Source organism: Mesonia phycicola (genome assembly GCF_900141885.1).
In the GTDB taxonomy this organism is placed as follows: domain Bacteria; phylum Bacteroidota; class Bacteroidia; order Flavobacteriales; family Flavobacteriaceae; genus Mesonia; species Mesonia phycicola.
Genome location: NZ_FQYY01000005.1, coordinates 77,647 through 102,466, shown reverse-complemented (window position 1 = coordinate 102,466; position 24,820 = coordinate 77,647). Strand labels below are relative to the sequence as shown.

The window sequence follows — 24,820 nt, the reverse complement described above, 5'->3', positions numbered from 1 at the left end:
AAATTTAATGTATTCAGCTTTTATTTAATCATATCAAAGCCTGTGTATGGTACTAAAACTTCTGGTATTTTAATACCATCTTCTGTTTGGTAATTTTCTAAAATACCTGCCATTACTCTTGGTAATGCTAACGAGCTTCCGTTTAAGGTATGTACCAATTCTTTTTTATTGTCTTTGTTTTTGTAACGAACCTTTAGTCTATTTGCTTGGAAGGTTTCGAAATTTGAAACTGAAGAAATTTCTAACCAACGATCTTGTGCGGTAGAAAATAATTCAAAATCAAAAGTAAGCGCAGAAGTGAACCCTAAATCTCCACCACAAAGTCTTAAAACTCTGTATGGCAACTTCAATTCTCTTAAAATATCTTTTACGTGCTCTACCATTTTATCTAAAGTCTCGTAAGAGTCTTCTGGCTTCACTAAGTTTACTAACTCTACTTTATCAAATTGATGTAAACGGTTTAACCCTCTTACGTGCGCCCCATAAGATCCTGCTTCTCTTCTAAAACAAGGAGTAAATGCAGTACAACTAATTGGTAATTGCTTTTCTTCTAATAAATCTCCCCTAAACATGTTGGTTAAAGGTACTTCTGAAGTTGGGATTAAATACAAATCATCATTTTGGATATGATACATTTGCCCTTCTTTATCTGGTAGTTGACCTGTACCGTAACCAGACTCTTCATTTACTACTAAAGGAACTTGATATTCTGTATATCCTGCTTCTATATTTTTATCTAAAAAATAGGTAATTAAAGCACGTTGTAATCTTGCTCCCTTACCTTTATACACAGGGAAACCTGCTCCAGTAATTTTGTTACCAAGTTCAAAATCTATTAAATCGTACTTTTTAGCTAACTCCCAGTGCGGAAGACTTCCTTCTGCTAAGACAGGAATATCACCTTCTTTAAAAACCTCTTCATTGTCTTCTTCATCTTTACCTGCAGGAACAGATGGATGAGGAATGTTAGGTATGGTATAAAGAAGCTCTGTAAGTTTTGCAGAAACTTCATTTAATTTATCTGAAAGTTCTTTAGATTTTTCTTTTAAATCACCTGTTTGTTTTTTTACCGTATTTGCTTTTTCGTGCTCACCAGATTTAAACAACATCCCTATTTCTTTGGACAGTCTGTTAGATTCTGCTAAAGTATTATCTAACTCTGCTTGAGTTGATCTTCTTTCTTCATCTAACTGTAAAACTTCTCCAAAAACGGTTTCTGCTTCAAAATTTCTTTTCTTTAAAGCTTCAATGTAAACCTCTTTGTTCTCTCTAATATGAGCTACCTGTAACATTGGGTAAAAAATTTATTTATTTATAAAGGGCTAAAGTTAATTATTTACGCGTAACTAATCTTCATCTTCGTGAAGTAAAATCCAATCATTATGAAAGAAATAGTTATACTCTGCTTCTGCCATATTCACTTCAGGATCTATTAATTGTTTTCTTGGCTTTTTATTTACGCTAATTTTAGCATTTACGTAAATTTCTACTTCTTCACCTTTTTCTTGGTACATTTTTTTTATACGCTGAGAAAATTGCCAAATAACATCTGGCTTACTAGAGGCACTACCTATTTGTTTTTTGGTTAAGTAATCTCCTTTTTTTAAGAAGCTTGTTTTACCTGTAGTTTTGTTTACAATTTTGTAAGATGTAACTCCGCTTTTACTACGTAACATCATTCTCCAACTCATACGGTGCCCTTCTTCTGTCCATAAAACATCTCCTTTTATAAGCCAATGACGAAGAGGCATACCTATTTGAAATATAAACCAAACCACAAAAAAAGCTTTCAGCAATTTGCTATACCTTGGTATTTCTACTTCTTTTTTATTATAAAAAGGTTTTTCTTTTAAAAATTTACGATGAACAATTTCTGCTGAAAAGAAAAACAAACAAAATGCTAATGAGAGGTATGGAAAAATACCTATTCTAAAAACATAGCTATTAAAAAGATGAAAAAATATTGCTGCAATAAACATTGGCAACCTTGTTTTTCTATACAGCATTAATGGAACTACTAGCAAATCAAATAAAATTCCGAAATAGAGCACGCAGGTGTGTGTCCATTTTTGTTGCAGAATTTGCCCTACCAACCAATAATCTTTTTTTCTTTCCATTAACATTTGAGGAACAGTACCATTTAACCAATCTGGGTAAAATTTTGCTACAGAAGCGTAGGTATAAACAATCCATAACTGCAAGATGATAAAAAGTAGCACCCAACGTGGCATAGCAATTTCTTTAATTGCAGGGTTTTGTTTTACATCTACAGAGTAGTATTTATTGGCAGGCACCAACATCATGAATATACATATAAGTATAAGTAGGTAGTAATGGTTGTTGTAATTAGACTTTTGCATTAAATAAACACACGTCCACATTACTGTAAAAGCAGAAATACTCCATTTATATTTATAACCAATGGTTACAAATACACCAAACACACCCATTATAATGTAATAAAAATACATTCCGTTGCCTGGTAGGGGTTGCAAAAAATCAAAACCTATGAAGTTGAATGTAAACTGAGGTTCTATTAACGCACGCTTAATCCAACCTGTAAAAATTGCACCCCAAGCTTCTAACGTAATTAAAGTACCAAAAATCACTCTAAAAACAATTAAAGAGCTGTTATCTACCTTCTGAAAAAGTAATTTATTAATCACAAACTGTATTATTTGATTTGACGGATGTAATTTAAAGAAAACTGCTGATCTTTTTTCATTGCATCAATTAACTGCTCTACACCCTCAAACTTTTTTTCATCTCGAACTCTTTTCAACATTTTAATGGAAAGTTTTTTTCCATATAAATCTTTATTCAAATTAAAAAAATGGGTTTCAATAGTTTTTGTAGAACCTCCAACAGTGGGGTTATAGCCTATATTCATCATTCCAAAAACCTCTTCATTATCTATAAAAGATTTCACTACGTAAACTCCATTTTTAGGTATAAGTTTGTAGTTTTCTTCTATTTTTAGATTGGCAGTAGGAAAACCTAAACCTTTGCCTAGTCCCTTGCCTTTAACGATAGTCCCTGTTAATAAAAACTGACTTCCTAAATAAGTATTTGCTTTTTCTAGATCGCCTTCTTCTAGCGCTACTCTAATTTTTGTAGAGCTTACAGCTACTTGGTCTACATCTTGTTTAGAAATTTCTTCTACCTCAAAACCGTATTGCTTTCCGTAAGCTTTTAAATCGTTAATATCTGCATTTCTATTTCTACCAAAACGATGATCGTAACCAATAATCACCTTTTTTGCTTGTAGTTTTTTGACTAAAATCTGCTCAATATATTCTTGCGCTGTTAATCTAGAAAATTCTTTTGTAAATGGGTGAACACACAAATGATCTACCCCTGTACTTAATATAATTTCTTTACGTTCTTCAATTGTATTAATTAGCTGGATACCTAATTCTTTTTGCAAAACCATTCTCGGATGAGGGAAAAAAGTAAGCACTGCAGACTCTAACCCTAAATTTTGAGCAGATTCTACCAACCTTTTTATAATTTTTCTATGACCAATATGTACGCCATCAAAAGTACCAATAGTTACTACTTTTGGCTTTTTATCTATCATTATTTTTAAGTTTTTTTAATAAACCTTAATAATTATGTAATTAAATATTAAAAAATACATAATTTTAGAGTCTTAAACCCCACGTTATATGAAAACAAAGTTAACTTATCTTATTGTATCCTTTATCATTTTATGCAGTTTTTCGCTTACTGCACAAAACAGTTATTGGACAAACACCAGCGAATCAAAAATAGGCTATTCAAATGTAATGGATAGAAGTTTTTTTCCAGAGAAATATCAACTTTTTAACCTAGACTTAGAATTATTTAAATCTGTTTTAAGTGATGCTCCAAGTAAAGAAGCAAAAGGGATTTCATCTACTATAGTAGAATTCCCTATGAGTAATGGCGAATACCAAAAATTTAGGGTTACCAAATCTTCTATTATGGAACCTGGATTACAAGAAAAATATCCAGAAATTCAAACTTATAAAGCTATAGGGATTGATGACCCTACGGCAACTATGAGATTTAGCGTTACCCAATTTGGTCTGCATACATTTAGTTTATCTGGAAAAAGAAATGCAGAATATATTGACCCTTACACAGAAGATAGTGAAAACTATATTGTTTTTAACAGATCTAACTTAGGAAACGCGACACAAGAGTTTGAGTGTACTACAGAAAATGATATTTTACCTTCGTTAGAAGACAAAGTGAGTAACACTGTTTATAACGCAGACGATAGCACTCTTAGAACTTATAGATTAGCACAGTCTTGCACCGCTCAATATGGTAATATTTTTGCTACCAATGCAGGTACAGAAGTAGCAGATATTCAAGCTCAAATGGCTATTACAATTAACAGAGTAAATGAAATATACGAAAGAGATTTAGCTATCACCTTAGTTTTTGTAGATAATAACGACAGCTTAATATATTACGGAAGTACTAACAGTGACCCTTGGACATATGAATATAACACTACCACACAAAATACCATTGACAGCACTATAGGAAGTAGCAATTATGACATTGGCCATAATTTTAATACTTCTGGAGGCGGCAGTGCTGGTTGTATTGGCTGTGTTTGTATTGACGGCTCTAAAGGTTCTGGTTTCACCGGTAGCTCTAACCCCGTTGGAGACGCTTTTTACATTGACTACGTAGCTCATGAAATGGGACACCAATTTGGTGGATACCACACGATGAATACTTGTAGTAGAAGCGGTAACGGATATACAGAAGTTGAACCAGCTAGCGGAAGCTCTATTATGGGTTATGCTGGTATATGTAGTACAAACGTACAATCTAACAGTGATGCTCACTTTAACTATGTTAATATTAGAGACATTTTAGACAATGTTAAATCTGGAACAAGTAGTAGTTGTGCTCAATTAACAACTCTTTCTAACTTACCCCCAACCGCAGATGCAGGAAATGATTATACAATTCCTATTTCTACAGCATTTGTATTAGAAGGAAGTGCAACAGACCCTGATGGAACCTCTACACTAACTTACAATTGGTCTCAAAACGACCCAGAACAAGCTCCAGGCTACAGTTCTCCGCAATCCACTTGGACTCAAGGTCCTTTATACAGAGCTATTTTACCTACAGATAGCCCAAAAAGATATTTACCAAGCTTAGAAGATGTTGTTGACGGTGATTTAACTCCAACTTGGGAGGTAACCCCTTCTGTATCTCGAATTTTAAATTTTTCTTTTGTAGTTAGAGATAATGGTAGCGGTTATACCGAAGGGATAGGTCAAACAGATTCTGATTTAATGACAGTTACTGTAGATGATAGCGCAGGACCTTTTACTGTTACTTCTCAAAGCACTTCTAATATTGTTTGGTACGAAGGTCAAACAAAAACTATAACTTGGGATGTTGCTAACACTAACGCTGCTCCTATAAACGCTACTGAGGTTGATATCTATTTGAGCGACGACGCAGGCTTAACCTTTGACATATTATTAGCCTCAAATGTTACCAATAACGGAAGTACTACAATAACAGTACCTAGTAACGTTAATACAGACAGTGCTCGAATCATGGTAAAAGCTTCTGATAATATTTTTTACGCATTAAATACTAAGAAGTTTTCCGTAGTTCCTCCATACACTTTAAACTTCACAGATGAGGTGGTTGAGATTTGTAATGAAACTAACGCAGATTTTAATTTTACTTACACTACTAATGAAGGGTTTAATGAGGTTACTACTTTCTCTATTCCTAATTTACCTACTGGTCTTGCAGCTACTTTTACTCCAAATACAGCATCAACAGATAACACTACGGTTAACTTAAATATTACAGGTGTTTCATCTTTAGCTGTAGGTTCTTATGAAATAACATTATTAGGCACAACCACAAGTAACTTACAAATAGAAAATAAAATCTATATAAATAAATACGATAACAATATTATTGTCCCTACGTTATTATCTCCTGCAGACAATTCTGATGACGATAGTACATACCCTATATTAACTTGGGACGAATCTACAAACACGAGTTTTTATACTCTTCAAATTTCAGACACAGCAACATTTAGTAATATTTTAATTGAAGAGCAACTTACAGAATCTTCTTACGACTTTACTACTGCTGTTTATGACGAAACATATTACTGGAGAGTGAAAGCAAATAACTATTGTACAGAATCTAATTATAGTACCGAGTTTCAATTTACCTTTTTCGATTGTATTCTTTGTGCTTCAGAGGGAAGTTTAGATTCTAACATTACAACTACATTAGTAAGCTTTAACACCATTAATAATGTTACCGCTTCTACTAAGACCACGGGTTATAGTGATTTTACCACTTTATCTACAACTATTCAACAAGGAGAAAGTTACCCTATTTCTATTAATGTAAATACAGACGGAAACTTTACAACCAATACTGTAGTATGGATAGATTGGAATCAAGATTGTATTTTTGGAACAGATGAAATGTATGATTTAGGTACAGCGCAAAATGTAAACGATGCAGCAACAAGCCTATCTACTTTAAATATCACAGTGCCTACTACCGCAGAATTAGGTGAAACAATTATGAGAGTTTCTACTAAACTAAACGGGATGGCAGATTCTTGTGAATTAGCTTTTGATGGAGAAGTTGAAGATTATACTGTGATTATTGATGAAGAATTAGCCGTCTCTACAAAAGCAGAGTTAGAAGATTTTGTTATTTGGCCTAACCCATCTAACGGGCAATTTACTATAAGCTTAGAAACGCAAAGCCAAGACAATATCAACGTAAATATTTACGATATTTCTGGAAGAAGAATTTACACAAAAAGGTATAACAACCAAAGTAAATTTGAACAGTCTGTTAGCTTAAATAACGTACAGGCAGGTGTTTACTTTGTAATGGTGCAAGTAGGGAGCCAAGCCTCTACCAAAAAAATTATTATAGATTAAAAAATAATAACTATTTTACAAAAAAGCGAAAGGGAAAACCTTTCGCTTTTTTTGTACTTTACTTTCCATTAAACTCGTTCATTGTATTAGTGATCCCTGCAGTACCAAAAGATCTAATTGCTTCTGCTGCTTTTTTCAATCGCTCTGGCATCTGTTTCATTTCTTCATTATCCCACTCCCCTAAAACATAATCTATTTGATTTCCTTTAGAAAACTTATCAGATATACCAAACCTAAATCTATTGTATTTGGCGGTAATATAGCTTTGAATATCTTTTAAACCATTATGACCTCCATCACTCCCTTTAGTTTTTATTCTAAGAGTACCAAAAGGTAAATTTAAATCGTCTGTAACCACCAATAGATTCTCTTGCGGAATTTTTTCTTTTTGTAACCAATAATTTACAGCTTTCCCGCTAAGATTCATGAAAGTAGAAGGTTTAATTAGTATAAATGTTCTTCCTTTAAACCTAAACTCTGCTTTATCTCCTAGTTTTGCTGTTTCAAAAATAACGTCTTGTTCTCTAGCTAATTGATCTAAAACCTTAAACCCTATATTATGCCTTGTTTCTTCATATTTAGGGCCAATATTACCTAGCCCTACAATTAAAAACTTTTTCATTGGATCAATTTTTTCTGTTTTCTTATTAGTTAAAATTCTTGCAAAAAATGATAACATAACTTTATATTTCAGTAAAAATAAAAAAAGCATCTTGATACAATATCAAGATGCTTTTAAAATAAATTATTTTATCTACTATGCGTCGTTTGAAGCTGCTGCTGCACCCTCATCACTAGTTTCTGTAGATGGCACATCATCATCATCGTCGTCATCTGCAACCACCATGTTACGAGATGTCTTCACTTGACAAATTACTGTGTTATCTGGGTGAAGTATTGTGTAATCTTCACTCTGTACAGCTGTAACGTATAATTTGTTTCCTATTTTAAGAGAAGTAACATCTGCTACAATATAATCTGGTAAATTAGCAGCAAGACCTCTTACTTTTAATCTACGTAAGTTATAACGTAAAACACCCCCGTTTTTAACACCTTTAGCAACTCCTTCTGTATGTACAGGGATTTCCATGCTAATTTCTTGATCATCACTAAACTCATAAAAATCCATATGTAGAATTTCATCAGTTACTGGGTGAAATTGAATGTCTTGAAGGACTGCATTATGCTTTGCTCCATCAAACTCTAAAACAACTGTATGTACATCTGGTGTGTAGATAAGGCTGTTAAAAGACACGCTTGGTGCTGAAAAATGAATGGCCTGTTCTCCTCCGTATAATACGCAAGGTACCTGTCCAGCATTACGTAAGGCTTTTGTTGCTTTCTTGCCTACGCTTTCTCTTTTAGATCCGTTGATCGTAATTGACTTCATTTAAATATATATAAAATTAATAAAAATTTACATTAAAAATTTTGAACTAATAGAAGCGTTCTCGTGTACACTACGCATTACATCTGCAAAAAGCTCTGCACAAGAAACTACCTTAATTTTATCACATTTCTCTCTTAACGGAATAGAATCTGTAACAATAAGTTCTTCTAATTTTGAATTTTGAATTCGCTCATAAGCACTGCCAGACAATACTGGATGTGTACAAATTGCTCTTACACTCAATGCGCCACGCTCCATCATTACATCTGCAGCTTTGGTAAGAGTACCAGCAGTATCTACCATATCGTCTACCAATACTACATTTTTACCAGTTACATCACCAATTAATTCCATATGAGAAATTACATTAGCTTTAGCTCTTTGTTTATAACAAATTACTACATCACTCTCTAATGCTTTAGAGTATGCGTATGCTCTTTTAGAACCTCCCATATCTGGAGATGCAATAGTTAGATTATCTAAATTTAGAGCTTTTAAATGTGGTAAAAATACTGTTGAAGCAAATAAATGATCTACAGGACGCTCAAAAAATCCTTGTATTTGATCTGCATGTAAATCCATCGTAATAATACGAGTTGCTCCTGCTGCCTCTAACATTTTAGCTATTAGTTTTGCTGCAATCGGCACTCTAGGTTTATCTTTTCTATCTTGTCTTGCCCAACCAAAATATGGCATTACTGCGGTAATATGTCTTGCAGATGCTCTTTTAGCTGCATCTAACATAAGAAGCATTTCCATTAAATGATCACTGCTTGGGTGGGTAGAACCAATAATAAAAACTCTTGCCCCTCTTACAGACTCTTCAAAAGATGGTTGAAACTCTCCGTCACTATAGGTAGAGGTAATTACATTTCCTAAAGGAATACCGTAATACGATGCAATGCTATTAGCTAATTCTGTACTTTGTGAACAAGCAAAAAGTTTTGCATCTGTTGTAGGTAGGGCCATAATTTAATAAAGTTTTGTAAACTAGAGATTTACGTTTTTCTTTTAAATAAGCTGCAAATTTATAAATTTATTTTCAGCACGAAAGCAATATTATCACTTATTTTTACTGAAATATGGAATTATTTTATAATTTTGCAGCTCCAAAATTGCTCAAGTGGCGGAACTGGTAGACGCGCTGGATTCAAAATCCAGTTTCTTCGGAAGTGCGGGTTCGATTCCCGCCTTGAGTACACAAAAAAGCCTACTGATTTTCAGTAGGCTTTTTTTTTATTTTTCTAAACATAATAAAAAGTAACTGCAGTTATTGAGAAACCCGTTTCTACAAAGTCTCTCGCACTACTTAACAATAAAATAAATATATTCGCTAGAATTTAATCTAACATTAAAACCTCTATAATGAAAAAATTTTTACTTTTTTTTGTTTTAATAATTGCAATATCCTGCTCTACCGATGATGCTGATAATGAAAATATCGCAGCAATAACCCAATTTACTGTCGAGCAAAGTTCTTCTCAATTAGTATTTAATTATAATGCAGAATCAGATTTTGAATATTATGAGATTGCTTACAACCTAAGCACAAATACTAACGACCCTGATAACTCTGATAGGTTTACCACCCTAGAATCCAACACACTAAGTAAACCTATTAGCGAGTTATATCTTTTTACCGATAATATTTGGCTGTTTTGGATTAGAGGCATAGACAGTAACGGTAACACTTCAGAATGGTTTGGACCAAAAGCAGTAGATATTTCTTCTTACTGTGAAGATGTTTACGATATCGATTTTAATGGTTATATATCTTGGAGTTATTATAATAATGAAACGGAAGCTTCTTATTTTCAAATTCAATATGGCGTAGAAGGTTTTGAGTTAGGTGAAGGAGATATTCTTCAAACTAATAATCAGTTTTCTAGTGACTTAAGTCTAGAACAAGGTAAATCTTACGACGCTTATGTTAGAGCTTATTGTAATAATAATCTTGGGTTTAGTGAATGGGTTGGGCCTGTTTCTTATTATGCCGAAGAAAACTCTAACGTATGTTTAGAGCCTTACAACCTAAGCTATTATACTGAATATAATTTCTTTGGAGATCCTGTTGGTGCCAATATTAGTTGGAATGATGACGGAAATAATAAAACCTATGAGTTTAATCTAGTAGGAAATAATCAATCTCCAGAATCTTCTGCTATAGATACAAGAGAGGATTATGGCACGCAAATTACCTATCTACAATTAACGCCAAATGCAGAATATGATTTTTATGTTAGAACGGTTTGTATTGATGGCAGTCGCACAAGCTGGACAGGACCTTTAAATGTAAAAATTAACTAATAAATTATTTTTTATAATTACAATAAAATAACTATCAATCAAAATTAAATGACTCGATACCTTATTATATTATTTTTAATAGTTGGAAGCAACAATGAAATTTTTTCTCAAAGTCAAGAGAAAAAATTTTTTGACAGCTTTACAAATGAAATAAAAGAATATCAACTATTTCTCTACTATCCTGATTCCACAGATGTAATATATAATAGTAATTCTAATAAATTAATAATTGATAAAGATCAAAAGAAAAATTTAGACTCTGTATTTATTCATTATGATGGTTTCTATTCGCAAAAATTAGAACTTTCAGCATTAGAAAAAGATTCAATAATTCTAGATAAAAGTCTACATTTAGAGGAAGTACTCATATCTAAAAAAATTCATCGTGACATTTTAGGTTTTAAAACAAAAAAGAGAAAGATGAACTCTGCAGCTAGTACAGTTGCTCAAGAACATTTAGTTACTATAAAATTAAAGGAGAAAGATATAAACTCTAAAATTGAAAGTATTAATCTTTTTCTTTTAAATAGCTTTAGAGATTTGTACGGTAAAAAGCATTCAAGCAAAAACAAAAATATTGAATTTCTATTATTTCAGTCCAATTCTGAAAATCCAAATGATCCACTTGTGAGCTTATTACCTTACAAATTTATTATTAACACAGAAAACGCTAATAAAGGATGGTTAAAAATTAATTTAAAAAATGAAAATATAAAATTACTTCATTTAGAGTATTTATTTATTGGTTTTCGCAATTTAGATGCTTCTCTAGAATATGGGATCGTAAGATATAGTAAATTAGACAAACCTCCACAAGGATATTACAGAAGAGCATTACGTGGCATCTCAGATAAAAAATGGACCAGTCCAAATTATATTAATGATAAGTATAAATCAGTCCCTTCTATTTATATTGAAACTGTCAAATAAAAATTTCGTTAAAGTTAAAATTTCAAATTAGGAATAAGAAAATAATACTATAGTTTATAGAGCCATAAAGCGAGCCATAATTAGTATATTGTCAATGACAAACATCAAATTTAAGTTATTCACTATAAGCGGTTTAAGTTTTTCAAGTTAGCTGGGTTTTTATTCAAAATCAGATTTCCTCGGAAGTGCGGGTTCGATTCCCACCTTGAGTACACAAAAAAAGCCTACTGATTTTCAGTAGGCTTTTTTTATTCAGTTAATTTAATACATTTATACGTTTCTAATTAAAATAACAATATTTCTAATGAAATATATCATTACCATGTTCTCCTTGTTGTTTTCACTTTCAGCAATATGTCAAGAAAATGAAATTCAACTTTTTGATGAACGTAAAGCTGAAATAAAAGAATATCAACTATTTCTATACTATCCTGATTCTACAGAAGTTCTTTACAATAACAATTCTAATAAATTAATAATTCATAAAAGTCAAAAGAAAAATTTAGACTCTTTATTTATTCATTATGATGGTTTCTATTCGCAAAAATTAGAACTTTCAGAATTAGAAAAAAATTCAATAATTCTAGATAAAAGTTTGCATTTAGAAGAAGTAATCATTAAGAAGAAACTGAATTATGAAATACTAGGGATTAGGAAGGAAAAAAGAAAAATAAATGGTTTTGGTGGTGGTACAGTCGCTGGAAAATTAATTCAATTAAATGCTGAAGAATATGTAAATGCAAAGGTGAAAAATATTAACCTATATATCAAAAAAGGTTTTACTGGTTTTTACGGAAATAAACATCGGAGTCAAAATAAAAATATTCAATTTCTCATATTTCAATCTAACTCAAAAAACCCCAATGACAGCATAATAAATTTACTTCCAAATAAATTGATTGTTAATACTAAAAGTATTAAGAACGATTGGTTAAAAGTTGATTTAGATAATGAAAATATTATCCTGAAAGATTATAAATATTTATACATAGGCTTTATAAATCTGCAGGGATCTCTAGAGTATGGAGTAGTTTATAATAGAAAGTTAGAAAATCCACCTGCTTATTTTGAAAATTCATATTATGAAATAAATAAAAAATGGAAACCTATAAATTACATAGAGAAATATAAAAAGTTAGAATCTGTTCCGGCTGTTTATATTGAAACTGTCAAATAATCAATAGCCCTCCGTAAAAGATAAGTTTTCAAGTTAGCTGGGTTTTTATACAAAATCCAGTTTATTCGGAAGTGTGAGGCATCACTGCAAGGATTTTTTATAATTTAAACGCTACTAAGCTGTCATTGTTTCACTCGTCGCAGACGAGCGCTAGCGGGGTGTTAAATAAAAGATAATTCATAATAATAACTGTTTAATGTACAATTATAAATTACCTCTTCAATACTAGAAAATAATTATTTATTGTAAAAAAAGCCTGCATTGCTGTAAGGCTTTTTATAATTTGAAGGCCACTAAGGTTTTCGTTATTTAACTGCCGCAGACGAGCGCCAGCGAGGGTTAATATCCATTTATATTGCTAAGCATCATTTCACATAAACATTTTTTTCAAAGAAATACCTTTTTATTTTATCTTCCTGTATAATAGAGTCTATTAAAGGATCTTTATCATAATACTCAACAACAAACCCTCTTAAACTATGAGTTCCTACCTTGTCAAATTTTGCTGTGAAAGCCACAGTGTTATCATATTCATACCCACGAGACCATTTTCTATTAAAGGTGTCTATTGATAGATTATGGAATGCGTACATCGGTATATTATTCCTGTTAGATAAGTTTCTTTTTAGCCTCTTGTTTTCGTCTGCTTCAAGAAACAAAACTATTTTGGAGTTTTTATTTTCATAGAAAGGCTTTTCTAAATAGGCTATAGACTTAACATAATTACCCACCTTAACGGTGTCTTTTGCTAATTGAATACTAATTATTACTTTCCGTTCTTCTTTGTTCTTACAGCTATAAAAAAGTAGAACCATTGTAAAGAAATAAAAGAGAAAATTATTCTTCATAAAATTATTTTTTGTTTTATTATTTTTATCTTACGTATGTGCTGTCTATTCCTGTTCCTTCATTACCGGTTAAGCGTAATGGAGAATAATAATAAGCCTTTGACACTACCGAGTCAATATTAAAGTTTTTATCAAGTATTTCATTAGCTTTTGAATTAACATCATCGGTTTCTACACGGTCTACGGATACTTTCTCACCGTCAGAATACGAAAACATAAATTGAGTTTAAGATCCCCCGCTAGCGCTCGTCTCTGACGAGTGACAATTCCTATCTTAAAAAATCAGTTTTCAGTAGGCTTTCTCTATTCTACTATATAAATAAATTGATGCGCTTGAGATAAACTAAAATAACCAAAAGCATAATTTTCTGGGTTGGTTTGGTTAATAATATTTCCTCTAATATTTGCAGGAGGCGTACTAAACGGATTGCCACTTGTACTCTCTAAAATAAGGCTCATATAATTATAAAACTCTTCCGAAATACCTCTAAAATTTATTTGTATTGCATCCCCAACCGCTAAATCTTCATCAGAGAAATCTGCATCCATCTCGTTACCATTAAAAAAATCATCGTCACTCAAATCATACTCTGGATAAATCAAAAAAGAGGTTTCAAAATCTGTCAAATAAAAATTAGTCTCTTCTGCAGGATCATCAAAATAAAAACTTACTTCTATTTCATCTCCTAGAAAACCACCTTCGTCATCTTGTTCAATTCTAGTAATATCTGGTACAGCAACCATTGTTTCTTCCGCAGTATAAATTTCTCCCTCTACAATAACCTCTAAGGTATAAGTTTCTCCTAGTTCTGGAATAAAATCTGTAGACTCGTAAGTACCGTATTCTGCTGTTTCTAAAAATATAAATTGATCTCCAGATGTGTTGGTAATAGAAACTGTTGCGTTAGAAACTTTAATCGTTTCTTCTTCATAATAATCGGTTAACCTACTCAAATATATGTGCTGTGTATTTCCTGAAGTATCTGTATCCCAAAGAATTTCTGCATCAATTACTAATTGATGATTGCTAGAATCTAAATCTACCTCTACCACTTCTTCACAAGAAACAAGGCACAAAGCAACAGCTAATAGAAATGCATATTTTATCTTATTTATTATAGAATGCATAGAGTTAAAATTTAAAATTATAAGATACACTTGGTAAAATGCCGAAAATAGATAAACGCCTAGCTTCATTTGCTCCCGTATCTTCATTAGTAGTAAAGCGTATAGACGCTGCATTTTGCCTGTTATAAATATTGTAAATACTAAATACCCAATAGCTTTGCCATCCTTTCTTTTTATCTGGCTTTGGTGTGTAAGTTGCCGCCACATCTAAATGATGATACGCAGGAAGCCTGTTTTCATTTCTATCTGAATAATTAGGCACTGGCAGGCCACCTATCTCGTAGTAACCGTTAGGGTAAGTAACTGGCTGTCCAGATTGTAAGCTAAAATTAGCACTAAAAGACCACTTATTAGTATACTCATAATTACCAACTACACTTAAATTATGAAGTTTATCATACGGAGAAAGATACCAATCTCCATTTGCTATTCCCGGATCTTCTGCTGTATTTCCTGTTGTTTTTTGTTCTGCCCTAGACAAGGTGTAAGCTACCCAACCGGTAAGTTTTCCAGTATTTTTTCTGTAAAGAACCTCTAAACCGTATGCTCTTGCTTTACCGTTAAGCAATACTTGTTCTATATTATTATTTGCTATTAGATTAGCTCCATCTACATAATCTATTCTATTCTGAATATTTTTATAGAACGCCTCTGTTTCTAGTGAATATTTTTTATTGCTGAAGTTTTTAAAATATCCCAACGCATATTGATCTAAAAGTTGGGGTTTAATAAATGGTCCACTTGGTGTCCAAATATTTACTGGAGTTGGGGATTGACTATTGGATATAATATGAAGGTATTGCGCCATTCTATTATAACTTGCTTTTATAGATGTATCGTCATTTAAAGCATAAGATAAAGAAGCTCGAGGTTCTAGATTATTAAAATCACTAATAACCTCACCTTTACCATAACTAGTGCTTCCTACAGGAGTACCTTCTTCATAAATATTAAAATCTGGATTATAAACTACCGGCTCATTATTTTCATAAATATTCACTTCTTGAGGCCCGTATCTAAAAAATGTACTAAAACGCAAACCGTAACGAAGGTTTAATTTTTCTGAAATTTGATGAGACACATCTAAATATGCAGCAGACTCTAAGGCATATTTTTTATCTAGTTGCATAAAGTTAATAGAAGACTCTGCATTGCTCGGCTCTAGTGTACCAGGATTTACTTCATAATAAACACCTTGAACTCCATAATTAAGCTGAATTGCTTCAGAAACATAATGTTTCCAGTCATACGTTAATCCGTAACTTTTAATAGAACTATCCCATTTAAAATTTTGAGAAGTTAACTCTAAGTTAAATTTATAGTCACTATAAAACAAAGACAAGCTAGTAGATATATCTTCATTAAAACGATGCCTCCATTTTAAATTACCCATAGTATTACCGTAAGAACTTAAAAAGTTATCGCTAATATCAAACACATCAATACCGTAATAACCTGAGAAACTTAATGAGTTTTTATCATTTAAACGATAATTCAACTTGGTATTTATATCATAGAATTTAGCAGAATTTTCATTATCGGCTAACTTTAAAAATAAGTGCGCATAAGAGGTTCTACCTCCAATCATAAAAGATCCTTTTTCTTTTTTTAATGGTCCTTCAAGCATCAATTTACTAGAAATTAAACCTATACCTCCAGTTGCTTTAAAGTTTTGATCACTTCCGGTGTGCTGATGTACATCTAATACAGAAGAAACTCTGCCACCAAATTGAGACGGTATACCTCCTTTATACAACTCTAAACCACTTACTATATCTGCATTAAAAACAGAGAAAAAACCAAACATATGAGAGTCGCTATAAATGGGAGTGTTATCTAACAAAATTAAATTTTGATCTGCTGCACCTCCTCTAACATTAAAACCAGAAGAACCTTCTCCTGCATTAGTAACACCTGGTAGCGTTAGTAAAGATTTTAAGGGATCTGGCTCTCCCATTGCGACAGGTATTTGTTTAATCTCGTTCATATCTAAACTGTTCACACTCATTTGCGGTTTTTTAATATCTACCGCTTTTGCGTTTTGAGTAATTAACACCTCATCTAGACTTTCTCCGCTTTCTTCTAAAGTATAAGCTAAGTTTATATTATTGTAAAGCTCTATTTCTTCTTCTATTGTTGAAAAGCCTATGTAACTTACCATAAGTGTATAAGTACCTTCTGAAAGCTGCAAAGAGAATTTTCCATTTTCATCTGTAGTACTTCCCGTCTGCGCTTCTTTTACATATACATTTGCTCCCAACAAAGGCACACCACTAGCATCTGTAACAACACCCGATAGTTTATAATTTTGCTGAATTTCATTTTTTACTGAATTTTCTTCAGCAAGTGCTTTATTTAAACGAGAAGAGTCTCCTCTTAAATTAATAGTTGGCACCATCATATAAAGTAGAGCATTGCTTACTAGCAAGACAGAAAGTAGTTGCTTCATATGAAGTCAATTTTGTTTTCAGTTAGGTAGTAAAGATAATTACTGCACCAACAAGAGAAAAACATAACTAAAATTAATTTTAAAAGTAAAAAACCTTCGTCATTAAATGGGTGTTTTAAAGACTGATAAATGTCATTTTTTAGTAAGTTTTATTGTGTAAGTTTTGCAACTATAGTTACATAACTTATTGTAAATCAAAATTAAATTTACCTACCATTTAAATCTTACAATTATGAAAGTAGAACAAATTTATACCGGATGTTTGGCTCACGCAGCTTATTATATTGAAAATGATGGAGAAGCAGCAATTTTTGATCCGCTTAGAGAGGTAGAGCCCTATATAAAAAGAGCTAAAAAAGACCAGGCACAAATAAAATATGTATTTGAAACTCATTTTCACGCAGATTTTGTGAGTGGACATCTAGATTTACAAAAGAAAACAAATGCACAAATTGTATTTGGCCCAGGAGCAAAACCTAACTACAATGCTGTAATTGCAGAAGACAATCAAGTTTTTAAAGTAGGCCGCTATAAAATTAAAGCAATTCACACCCCTGGTCACACAATGGAAAGTACTACTTATTTACTTATAGACGAACATAATAAAGAACACGGAATTATTACTGGTGACACTCTATTTATAGGAGATGTAGGCAGACCAGATTTGGCGCAGCACGTAGTAGCAGACTTAACAGAAGAAAAACTAGCGGGTTATCTTTTTGATTCTCTTAGAAATAAAATAATGCCTTTAAATGATAATTTAATTGTTTACCCTAATCACGGTGCGGGTTCTGCGTGCGGAAAAAAAATGAGTAAAGAGACAACAGACACGCTTGGTAATCAAAAAAAAACCAATTATGCGCTACGAGCAGATATGTCTAAAGAAGAATTTATTAAAGAATTACTGAATGGCTTAACTGCGCCTCCTGGTTATTTCCCTAAAAATGTTTTAATGAATATACAAGGGTATCAAAGTTTTGATAACGTAAAACATAATGCTAATAATCCGCTTTCTCCTAGTGATTTTGAAGCATTTGCAAATGCGTCTCAAGCGCTTATTTTAGATACAAGAAATGCTAATGATTTTGCTAAAAGCTTTATTCCAAATAGTATAAATATTGGCTTAGACGGCAGTTTTGCCCCTTGGGTAGGAGAACTTATTAAAGATATTGAGCAAGAAATATTGTTAGTAACTCCAGAAGGCAGGCAAGAAGAAGCTACAACTCGATTAGCTCGAGTAGGTTACGATTATACTTCTGGTTATTTAAACGGCGGTATAGAAAACTGGATAAATACTGGTAAAGAAATAGACTCATGCCAACGGATTACTGCACAAGAATTTGAAAAAATTTATGCTGAAAAGAATACCGCTCTAATTGATGTACGCAAAAAAAGTGAATATGAAGCAGAACACGTGGAAGGAAGTGTAAATATACCGCTTAATCAATTAAATGAACATTTAGCCGAAATACCTAAAAACAAACCTTTTGTGGTTTTTTGCGCTGGCGGTTACAGAAGTATGATTGCTAGCTCTATTTTAAAACAACGTGGTTATGATAATTTTAAAGATGTAATAAGAGGTTTTAAAGCTATTAAAGAAACCAGCGTAAATACTACAAAATACGTATGCCCTAATACTTTGTTGTAATAGGTAAGCACCAAATAATATTAAAGGCTATTTGAATATATTTTTTAAATAGCCTTTAATATTAATAACAATCCATTAGTAATTGCCCCTTATTTTGGTATGCACTCAAACTTTTTAATGCATTGTCTTCACATATTTCTGTTAACAAAGCCAATACTTCTTGTTGCATAAAAATAGAACCACAAATCATAATTACACCGCCATTTTTAAATAACTCTACTATTTGTGGTATATTTTCACGCAATTGGTTTTGCACGTAATGCTTTTTATCTTCTCTAGAGTAAACAGGAATAAAACGCTCTAATCTATCATTCTCCATAGCTGAGTTAATAATTGCTTGGTAATGGGTTAACGCTTTATGGTCTCTAGCTCCCCAATATAAATCTACAGGGTTCTTTTTGGTATTATGAGTAATCATTCCTAAAAATGGAGCAATACCAGTACCTGTTGCAATCATTATTACTTTTTTAGCTTTCTTAGGGAAGTAAAATGATTTGTTTTTTAATCTAGATGCCTGAACTAAATCACCAACATTTAAATTATTTAAATAAGTAGAACATACACCATTCTCATGCAGTTTCACACTTAACAAAATAGTATTTGCAGAAGAAACACCTAAAGAATATAATCTATCGTGGTGGTTTTCTCCTGGGCTTACTGCTAATAAATCTCCAGATTTTAAATTTTGTTTCTTAACCGATTTTAACTCTACCATAAACGTATGGTGATTGGCTAAAATTGGAGTTTTATTTACTACTTGATAGGTTTTTTTCTTACGTTTTTCTGAAAGCAATTCGCCTTCAAACTTCGGAAAGTTTAATTCGCTTAAACTTCCCCATTGCGCCAACCAACGATTAAAAGATTCTTCAGACTTATTATTTATTGTATGTAAAGACAAAAAGCAATCTGCATTATTTTTTTGATCTAATAAATTTTCTGTAGTGTAAGCAAACTTGCAAAAATCTGGATATGCAAATGAGCCAAAACCAAGTACACTATAATTTATTTTATTAATAAACTCTATACTCTTTAATTTGGTTTCAAATTTGGTTGCATTGGTAGGAGGCTCACCAACACCATAAGTAGCTGTAAATACTATTAAATGCTGAAGGTTTTTATGGTAGCTAAACTCGTTCATTTGAGCTATAAAAGTTTTTTTTCCTTGCTTTATTAACTCTTGCTGAAACCAAACAGCAAAACTTAAAGTGCTTCCCGTTTCAGACCCTACCAAAATAAGATGTGTACAATCTGCCTGTTTAAATTTATTTTTAATTTTAGAAGCTTTTCTCTTCAAGGTAATTTTAAACCCAGAGTAGATAAAAAACAAAATACTTACACACGATAATAGTAAAACAAATGCCCAAATTAAATTACCTTCTCCAGTATGAAGTACATAACTATATTGCCAAATTTGATTAGTTACAGAAGATTGATCTTCATCTAAAATAGCTCCTGTAAATTGATTAACCGCTAGGTTTCTGTCTTGAAGTTCTACCAAATAATAATCACTTACCTCGGTAGAAAAAGGAAACTCTATTGCTTTAACTTTTGAAACTGGCGTATTTTTAAAAATGGGAAATTCTGCAATAGAAATTTCTGGTGATGCTTGTATCTTTTCTAAATCAATTTCTGCATTAAAAATAGCATGATTTAAAATATTAAACTGAAATAAAGACAAGTAGACACCAGAAAAACTAATTATAACAATAGGAATTAAAAAAATTCTGCCCAAATATACGTGACCATATTGGTAGAAGTTTTCTTTTATAATTGATGAAAAAATGTTTTTTAACCCTTGTTGACGTTTAAGTAATAAAACAAGCCCCGTAATACTTATTATAAGTAAAAAGAACGAGGTTAAGCCTACAAAAAATCTTCCTGTAGTTTTTAAAAAGAGAGAACGATGTAAGCTTCTTGCAAATTGAAAAACAGAAGATTCTTGAGCTATATCACCTACTTTCTCTCCAGTTGCTGGATTAATGTAAAATTCTGCCATATCTCCATCTTCTGTAATTACAGAAGCAGAAACACGGTGATAATTATCTACTTTTACTCCAAAAACCTCCAGATAATTATCTTTTAAACTGGTAATTAATGTAGCGGTATTAATTTCTTCAACAGCAAAAACAGGACTTTCTATTTCTTGTTGAATTGGCTCAAATGCCAATATAATTCCGGTTAGAGAAGCAGTTAAAATAAATAAAAATGAAGATACAGCCAAAGCTAAGTGACTGTATCTCCAGAAAGAAATAATCATTGAAAAATGATTTTAGTTGGCAATTAGTCTCACGTAACGGATGTAACCTGTACCGTCAAACTTTCCTTTAAGGTTTTCTTTTGTTATTGCAACTTCAAGATCTTTTTTATAATACTCTTGATCTTCAACTGCACTCTCAAAACGAAGTTTATAATCTCCTCCTATTTTATCTGTAGGTATTTCAAAAGCTATTACCGCTCTTGCACCAGGGTTAATTGTAGCACCGCTAATAGCATCTATATTTTCACCACCATCTTTACCTAATTGTGCATACCACTCTTTTATAGTGTTATACCACTCTTCATCTTGACCTTGTACGTACAATGTTTGTTGGTATTTTTCATCTTTATCTACTATAGATACTACCACATAAGGTTTTTTACCCGTATAGTTTTTTAGTTGTAATAAACATTTTACAGTTGCTGTGTCTGCATTATTTTCTTCTTTAGGTGAGGTAAATGCCAGTAAAGCAAATACTGTTAGACATACAGCTAGGGTATTTATAATATATTTTTTCATCTTTTATAAAATTTAATTTAAATCAAAAACCACTAAAGCTATTCATGGTTAAATAAAAAGAAATGTAACTATCAATTTATTTTAAAAATTGAAATGCATCTAAGTTTTTAGAAAGAACTTCATTTTCTTTCACTAAATCATACGCACTTTCTTCAAAATCTGTAGTTATAGTTTTATCTGCTCCATTTTCAACCAAGTACATTAATATTTTTTCGTCTTTAGAGTTTAATGCCGCTATTAACAAAGCTGTATTTCCATCTTTATTTTTAGCATTTACGTCTACTCCCCATTTAATAGCTTGTTGCACTAAACCTAAGTTATTGTTTTGTACTGCTACGTGTAATAAAGTATTACCGTTTGGTTGTGCTTTTGCAATTTCTAGTCCGTTTTCTTTTAATAACTTTAAAGTTTCTTTGCTTGGAGGAGTTGCTTTTCCGTTTCTTCCACGTTTTCCAGAATTTGCCCAATAATACACAAGATTATTTCCATCTTTATCTTGCAGGTTTAATTTAGCTCCTTCTTTAATTAAGTAGGCTACTACATCTGTAGAGTTACTTTTTACAGCTATCATTAAAGCCGTTTCTCCGTTATTATTTTGATGGTTAATATTTTTAGTATTTTCTTCTAATAGTTTTACTATTTCTAAAGAGTTTCCTGCTGAAGCATTCATTAATGCGTTATTTCCTTCTTGGTTAGCAAGATTTGCGTCAACTTTTTTATCTAAGAAAAACTGAATTAGACTTGCGTCTTTGTTATTTTTACTTAACAAAATCACTGGAGTTTCTCCTGCCTTATTAACAATATTTGGCTCTATTCCTTTTTCTACCAAAAATTTAAAAGTCTCTAATTTAGGTGTAGCTCCTCTAATACCTTCACTTGCGGTTAAAATAGCATTACCCCCTGATTTGTTTTTAGATTTATAATCTACACCTTTTTTAATTAAGGCTTTCATTACTTCTAAATTACCTCCTTTAGCAGCATAACTAAATGCGCCATTACCATCTTCGTCTTTACTATGAAGATCTAGACCTTTTTTCTCAAAATAATTAATCATGCTTAGGTCTTGTAATTTTTGCATAATTAACAAGATAGCTGTTGCTCCATTTAACGCTTCTTGATCAATAGAAAGTCCGTTTTTAGTTAAGTAATCATATATTTTTTTGTCTTCTACTCCTGCATAAGCTGCAAAAGTAATAGCGCCAAAACCGTGACTCCCTTTTAAATTTACATCTGCTCCGTGATCAACTAAATATTTTACAATTGGGTAATTACCTGAATATGCAGCCCAAATTAAGTAAGTTCTTGCATCGTGAGTACGTAAATTAATATCTACATTTTCTAAAGAAAGTAAATATTCTATCGTTTTGGTTGGTGCATTAGCTAAAATAGCGTTAGCAATACCATTAAAGTGAGAGCGATTAAACTCTAAAGGGTCATTCCCTTCTTTTATTTTTACTTTTACATCTTCTACAGATGGTTTTTCTCCCCAAAAATCACGAGTAAGAAATACGTTTTCTTGTGCAAATAAACCTGAAGCAAATAAAGCTAGAGTAAAAGTGACTAATAGTTTTTTCATTATAGTTTAGTTAAGACTTAGTTTTTAATTGAATGACAAAAATAATAACAGATTAGAAATTATAAAACTTATTTAGATTTATTTTAAATAAATTTGCTTCAGAATGAAATATCCGTGTATAACAACTTGTTTTATTCCGTTGCTTTTTGTTATAATTGTTAAAGTGTAATTTTGAATAATCGCTAACCACTATTTTTATGAATGAATTTTTAATCTATTTTAATCTTGGATTAAGTCACGTGTTAGATTGGAATGCTTACGATCACGTTTTGTTTTTAATTGTTCTTGTAGCTTCTTATACTTTTTTAGAATGGAAAAGAGTTTTTTGGTTAGTAACCACCTTCACTCTAGGTCACACCTTAGCATTAATTCTTGCTACTTTTAATATTGTTAGAGTAAATTCTACTTATGTAGAACTATTAATACCGATAACCATTTTTATTACCGCACTTTACAACATATTTAGAGCAGGAAAATCTAACAAAGAAGGAGGTGTGAGTATTTTAATAGTTACTACCTTATTTTTTGGTGTAATACACGGTCTTGGTTTCTCTTCTTTCTTTATGGGGTCTGTTGGTTCTGGTAAAGATAAATTTGTATGGCTAATGGAGTTTGCCTTAGGTATAGAAGCTGCGCAAGCAATTGTAGTTACTTGTGTATTAATTCTTGCGCTAATTTTTCAGTCAATATTTAATTTCTCTAAAAGAGATTGGGTGCTTGTTGTTTCTTCTATTGTTATTGGTTTAGTTATCCCTATACTATTAGCAAACAATATATTTTAAAACTTTCTATTTATATAAATAGAAAATAGCAGTTATTGCCATACCGTAAAAACACGTATGGTAAATAAACTCTTGTATGCTATTTTTAATTTTGTAAAATTGGTAATAAAACCAAAAGCTGGTTAAAATTAAAGGTAAAAGTAATGCCAAAAACAGCCAACCAGGTTTAGTAGATAGTAATGTATATGCTACTGCAATGCTTAAGATTGTTATTATAAAATATAAAAACTTACCAAATTTAATTTTTGCAATTACACTAGAATTATCACGGAAGCGTTGATAAGAAGCAAATAGAATAGCAACAATTAAGATATACTGTAAATTAGATACAAAGAATAAACTAAGTACTTCCATAAAATACCTTGATTTTTATTAATTTGGTACAATATAAACTTTAATGTATAAAATTGAATACTTCAACTAAAGAAAACCCAGATAAGCAATTAAAATTTGATAAAGCTTACTTAAGAATGGCTGTAGAATGGGGTAAATTATCTCATTGCAAACGTAAACAAGTTGGTGCCATTATTGTAAAAAACAGAATGATTATTTCTGACGGATACAATGGCACTCCAAGCGGATTTGAAAATTGTTGTGAAGATGAAGAGGGTTATACTAAATGGTATGTTTTACATGCAGAAGCTAACGCTATTTTAAAGGTTGCTGGCTCTACCCAATCTTGCCAAGACGCTACTTTATACATTACTATGTCTCCTTGTAAAGAATGTAGTAAACTAATTCATCAAGCTGGCATAAAACGTGTAGTGTATAAAAATGGATATAAAGATGATTCTGGTCTCGTTTTTCTTGAAAAAGCTGGAGTAGAAATTGAACAAATAACAGAATTAAACGAATAAAA

Annotated in this window: 21 protein-coding genes and 1 tRNA gene; 8 read left to right on the top strand and 14 right to left on the bottom strand. The window is 31.6% G+C overall.

Annotated elements, in window-relative coordinates; translation table 11 throughout:
- Positions 1-20 precede the first annotated feature (20 nt).
- The 3 genes from serS to BUC03_RS08395 are packed head-to-tail and all read right to left on the bottom strand — an operon-like array spanning position 21 to position 3,580.
- Positions 21-1,292, bottom strand: coding sequence for a serine--tRNA ligase (serS, locus tag BUC03_RS08405; RefSeq protein WP_073150332.1), 1,272 nt, complete (start codon positions 1,290-1,292; stop codon positions 21-23).
- 54 nt (positions 1,293-1,346) lie between these two features.
- The gene (locus BUC03_RS08400) at positions 1,347-2,666 is read right to left on the bottom strand and encodes an HTTM domain-containing protein (protein ID WP_073150329.1); all 1,320 of its coding nucleotides are present in this window, start codon (positions 2,664-2,666) and stop codon (positions 1,347-1,349) included.
- Positions 2,667-2,674: 8 nt separating this feature from the next.
- Positions 2,675-3,580 carry a bifunctional riboflavin kinase/FAD synthetase gene (locus tag BUC03_RS08395; protein ID WP_073150326.1) on the bottom strand — a complete coding sequence of 302 codons (906 nt, stop codon included), beginning with the start codon at positions 3,578-3,580 and terminating at the stop codon, positions 2,675-2,677.
- Positions 3,581-3,668: 88 nt separating this feature from the next.
- Between BUC03_RS08395 and BUC03_RS08390 the strand changes: the two genes are divergently transcribed.
- A complete protein-coding gene (locus BUC03_RS08390) occupies positions 3,669-6,950 on the top strand; it encodes a zinc-dependent metalloprotease (protein WP_084112868.1) in 3,282 nt (1,093 codons plus the stop codon).
- A gap of 58 nt (positions 6,951-7,008) precedes the next feature.
- Here the strand turns inward: BUC03_RS08390 and pth are convergent, their stop codons facing one another.
- The 3 genes from pth to BUC03_RS08375 all read right to left on the bottom strand — a co-directional run bounded on the left by pth (position 7,009) and on the right by BUC03_RS08375 (position 9,309).
- Positions 7,009-7,629: an aminoacyl-tRNA hydrolase gene (pth, locus tag BUC03_RS08385; RefSeq protein WP_073151014.1), complete on the bottom strand. Its 621-nt coding sequence runs from the start codon at positions 7,627-7,629 to the stop codon at positions 7,009-7,011.
- Positions 7,630-7,707: 78 nt separating this feature from the next.
- Positions 7,708-8,340, bottom strand: a complete 633-nt coding sequence (locus BUC03_RS08380) for a 50S ribosomal protein L25/general stress protein Ctc (protein ID WP_073150319.1) — start codon at positions 8,338-8,340, stop codon at positions 7,708-7,710.
- A gap of 27 nt (positions 8,341-8,367) precedes the next feature.
- A complete protein-coding gene (locus tag BUC03_RS08375; RefSeq protein WP_073150317.1) occupies positions 8,368-9,309 on the bottom strand; it encodes a ribose-phosphate pyrophosphokinase in 942 nt (313 codons plus the stop codon).
- 148 nt (positions 9,310-9,457) lie between these two features.
- Between BUC03_RS08375 and BUC03_RS08370 the strand changes: the two genes are divergently transcribed.
- The 4 genes from BUC03_RS08370 (at position 9,458) to BUC03_RS08355 (ending at position 12,754) form a co-directional block, all read left to right on the top strand.
- Positions 9,458-9,539, top strand: a tRNA-Leu gene (locus BUC03_RS08370).
- A gap of 166 nt (positions 9,540-9,705) precedes the next feature.
- Positions 9,706-10,647, top strand: a complete 942-nt coding sequence (locus tag BUC03_RS08365; RefSeq protein WP_073150314.1) for a hypothetical protein — start codon at positions 9,706-9,708, stop codon at positions 10,645-10,647.
- A 48-nt stretch (positions 10,648-10,695) separates the two neighbouring features.
- On the top strand, positions 10,696-11,577 hold the full coding sequence (locus BUC03_RS08360; RefSeq protein WP_073150311.1) for a hypothetical protein: 882 nt from the start codon (positions 10,696-10,698) through the stop codon (positions 11,575-11,577).
- A gap of 304 nt (positions 11,578-11,881) precedes the next feature.
- Positions 11,882-12,754: a hypothetical protein gene (locus BUC03_RS08355; protein WP_073150308.1), complete on the top strand. Its 873-nt coding sequence runs from the start codon at positions 11,882-11,884 to the stop codon at positions 12,752-12,754.
- A 365-nt stretch (positions 12,755-13,119) separates the two neighbouring features.
- Here BUC03_RS08355 and BUC03_RS08350 read toward each other — a convergent pair whose 3' ends face one another.
- From BUC03_RS08350 to BUC03_RS08335, 4 genes are all read right to left on the bottom strand, one after another.
- Entirely contained in the window at positions 13,120-13,602 is a 483-nt protein-coding gene (locus tag BUC03_RS08350) for a hypothetical protein (RefSeq protein ID WP_143159163.1), read from the bottom strand.
- A gap of 25 nt (positions 13,603-13,627) precedes the next feature.
- On the bottom strand, positions 13,628-13,819 hold the full coding sequence (locus tag BUC03_RS08345; RefSeq protein ID WP_073150302.1) for a hypothetical protein: 192 nt from the start codon (positions 13,817-13,819) through the stop codon (positions 13,628-13,630).
- A gap of 86 nt (positions 13,820-13,905) precedes the next feature.
- On the bottom strand, positions 13,906-14,730 hold the full coding sequence (locus tag BUC03_RS08340; protein ID WP_073151011.1) for a DUF4249 domain-containing protein: 825 nt from the start codon (positions 14,728-14,730) through the stop codon (positions 13,906-13,908).
- A gap of 4 nt (positions 14,731-14,734) precedes the next feature.
- Entirely contained in the window at positions 14,735-17,179 is a 2,445-nt protein-coding gene (locus tag BUC03_RS08335) for a TonB-dependent receptor (protein WP_073150300.1), read from the bottom strand.
- A gap of 232 nt (positions 17,180-17,411) precedes the next feature.
- On the opposite strand from BUC03_RS08335, the gene BUC03_RS08330 reads away from it, so the two are divergent.
- Positions 17,412-18,827, top strand: coding sequence for an MBL fold metallo-hydrolase (locus BUC03_RS08330; protein ID WP_073150297.1), 1,416 nt, complete (start codon positions 17,412-17,414; stop codon positions 18,825-18,827).
- Positions 18,828-18,888: 61 nt separating this feature from the next.
- Here the strand turns inward: BUC03_RS08330 and BUC03_RS08325 are convergent, their stop codons facing one another.
- From BUC03_RS08325 to BUC03_RS08315, 3 genes are all read right to left on the bottom strand, one after another.
- Positions 18,889-21,084 (bottom strand): PepSY domain-containing protein, encoded by a 2,196-nt coding sequence (locus tag BUC03_RS08325; RefSeq protein ID WP_073150295.1) that lies wholly within the window; start codon positions 21,082-21,084, stop codon positions 18,889-18,891.
- 12 nt (positions 21,085-21,096) lie between these two features.
- Positions 21,097-21,603 carry a DUF2271 domain-containing protein gene (locus tag BUC03_RS08320; RefSeq protein ID WP_073150292.1) on the bottom strand — a complete coding sequence of 169 codons (507 nt, stop codon included), beginning with the start codon at positions 21,601-21,603 and terminating at the stop codon, positions 21,097-21,099.
- 76 nt (positions 21,604-21,679) lie between these two features.
- A complete protein-coding gene (locus BUC03_RS08315) occupies positions 21,680-23,179 on the bottom strand; it encodes an ankyrin repeat domain-containing protein (RefSeq protein ID WP_073150289.1) in 1,500 nt (499 codons plus the stop codon).
- A 197-nt stretch (positions 23,180-23,376) separates the two neighbouring features.
- Here BUC03_RS08315 and BUC03_RS08310 point away from each other — a divergent pair, with 197 nt between their 5' ends.
- Positions 23,377-23,961, top strand: coding sequence for a HupE/UreJ family protein (locus BUC03_RS08310; protein WP_073150287.1), 585 nt, complete (start codon positions 23,377-23,379; stop codon positions 23,959-23,961).
- 6 nt (positions 23,962-23,967) lie between these two features.
- On the opposite strand, the gene BUC03_RS08305 is transcribed toward BUC03_RS08310, so the two are convergent.
- Positions 23,968-24,315 carry a hypothetical protein gene (locus tag BUC03_RS08305; RefSeq protein WP_073150284.1) on the bottom strand — a complete coding sequence of 116 codons (348 nt, stop codon included), beginning with the start codon at positions 24,313-24,315 and terminating at the stop codon, positions 23,968-23,970.
- A gap of 53 nt (positions 24,316-24,368) precedes the next feature.
- On the opposite strand from BUC03_RS08305, the gene BUC03_RS08300 reads away from it, so the two are divergent.
- Positions 24,369-24,818 (top strand): deoxycytidylate deaminase, encoded by a 450-nt coding sequence (locus BUC03_RS08300; RefSeq protein WP_262493970.1) that lies wholly within the window; start codon positions 24,369-24,371, stop codon positions 24,816-24,818.
- Positions 24,819-24,820: the final 2 nt, after the last annotated feature.

Bases quoted from the DNA above. Each gene is read 5' to 3' on its own strand.
- serS (WP_073150332.1), bottom strand. From the start codon at position 1,292: ATGTTACAGGTAGCTCATATTAGAGAGAACAAAGAGGTTTACATTGAA.
- BUC03_RS08395 (WP_073150326.1), bottom strand. From the start codon at position 3,580: ATGATAGATAAAAAGCCAAAAGTAGTAACTATTGGTACTTTTGATGGC.
- BUC03_RS08390 (WP_084112868.1), top strand. From the start codon at position 3,669: ATGAAAACAAAGTTAACTTATCTTATTGTATCCTTTATCATTTTATGC.
- pth (WP_073151014.1), bottom strand. From the start codon at position 7,629: ATGTTATCATTTTTTGCAAGAATTTTAACTAATAAGAAAACAGAAAAA.
- BUC03_RS08380 (WP_073150319.1), bottom strand. From the start codon at position 8,340: ATGAAGTCAATTACGATCAACGGATCTAAAAGAGAAAGCGTAGGCAAG.
- BUC03_RS08375 (WP_073150317.1), bottom strand. From the start codon at position 9,309: ATGGCCCTACCTACAACAGATGCAAAACTTTTTGCTTGTTCACAAAGT.
- BUC03_RS08365 (WP_073150314.1), top strand. From the start codon at position 9,706: ATGAAAAAATTTTTACTTTTTTTTGTTTTAATAATTGCAATATCCTGC.
- BUC03_RS08360 (WP_073150311.1), top strand. From the start codon at position 10,696: ATGACTCGATACCTTATTATATTATTTTTAATAGTTGGAAGCAACAAT.
- BUC03_RS08355 (WP_073150308.1), top strand. From the start codon at position 11,882: ATGAAATATATCATTACCATGTTCTCCTTGTTGTTTTCACTTTCAGCA.
- BUC03_RS08350 (WP_143159163.1), bottom strand. From the start codon at position 13,602: ATGAAGAATAATTTTCTCTTTTATTTCTTTACAATGGTTCTACTTTTT.
- BUC03_RS08345 (WP_073150302.1), bottom strand. From the start codon at position 13,819: ATGTTTTCGTATTCTGACGGTGAGAAAGTATCCGTAGACCGTGTAGAA.
- BUC03_RS08340 (WP_073151011.1), bottom strand. From the start codon at position 14,730: ATGCATTCTATAATAAATAAGATAAAATATGCATTTCTATTAGCTGTT.
- BUC03_RS08335 (WP_073150300.1), bottom strand. From the start codon at position 17,179: ATGAAGCAACTACTTTCTGTCTTGCTAGTAAGCAATGCTCTACTTTAT.
- BUC03_RS08330 (WP_073150297.1), top strand. From the start codon at position 17,412: ATGAAAGTAGAACAAATTTATACCGGATGTTTGGCTCACGCAGCTTAT.
- BUC03_RS08325 (WP_073150295.1), bottom strand. From the start codon at position 21,084: ATGATTATTTCTTTCTGGAGATACAGTCACTTAGCTTTGGCTGTATCT.
- BUC03_RS08320 (WP_073150292.1), bottom strand. From the start codon at position 21,603: ATGAAAAAATATATTATAAATACCCTAGCTGTATGTCTAACAGTATTT.
- BUC03_RS08315 (WP_073150289.1), bottom strand. From the start codon at position 23,179: ATGAAAAAACTATTAGTCACTTTTACTCTAGCTTTATTTGCTTCAGGT.
- BUC03_RS08310 (WP_073150287.1), top strand. From the start codon at position 23,377: ATGAATGAATTTTTAATCTATTTTAATCTTGGATTAAGTCACGTGTTA.
- BUC03_RS08305 (WP_073150284.1), bottom strand. From the start codon at position 24,315: ATGGAAGTACTTAGTTTATTCTTTGTATCTAATTTACAGTATATCTTA.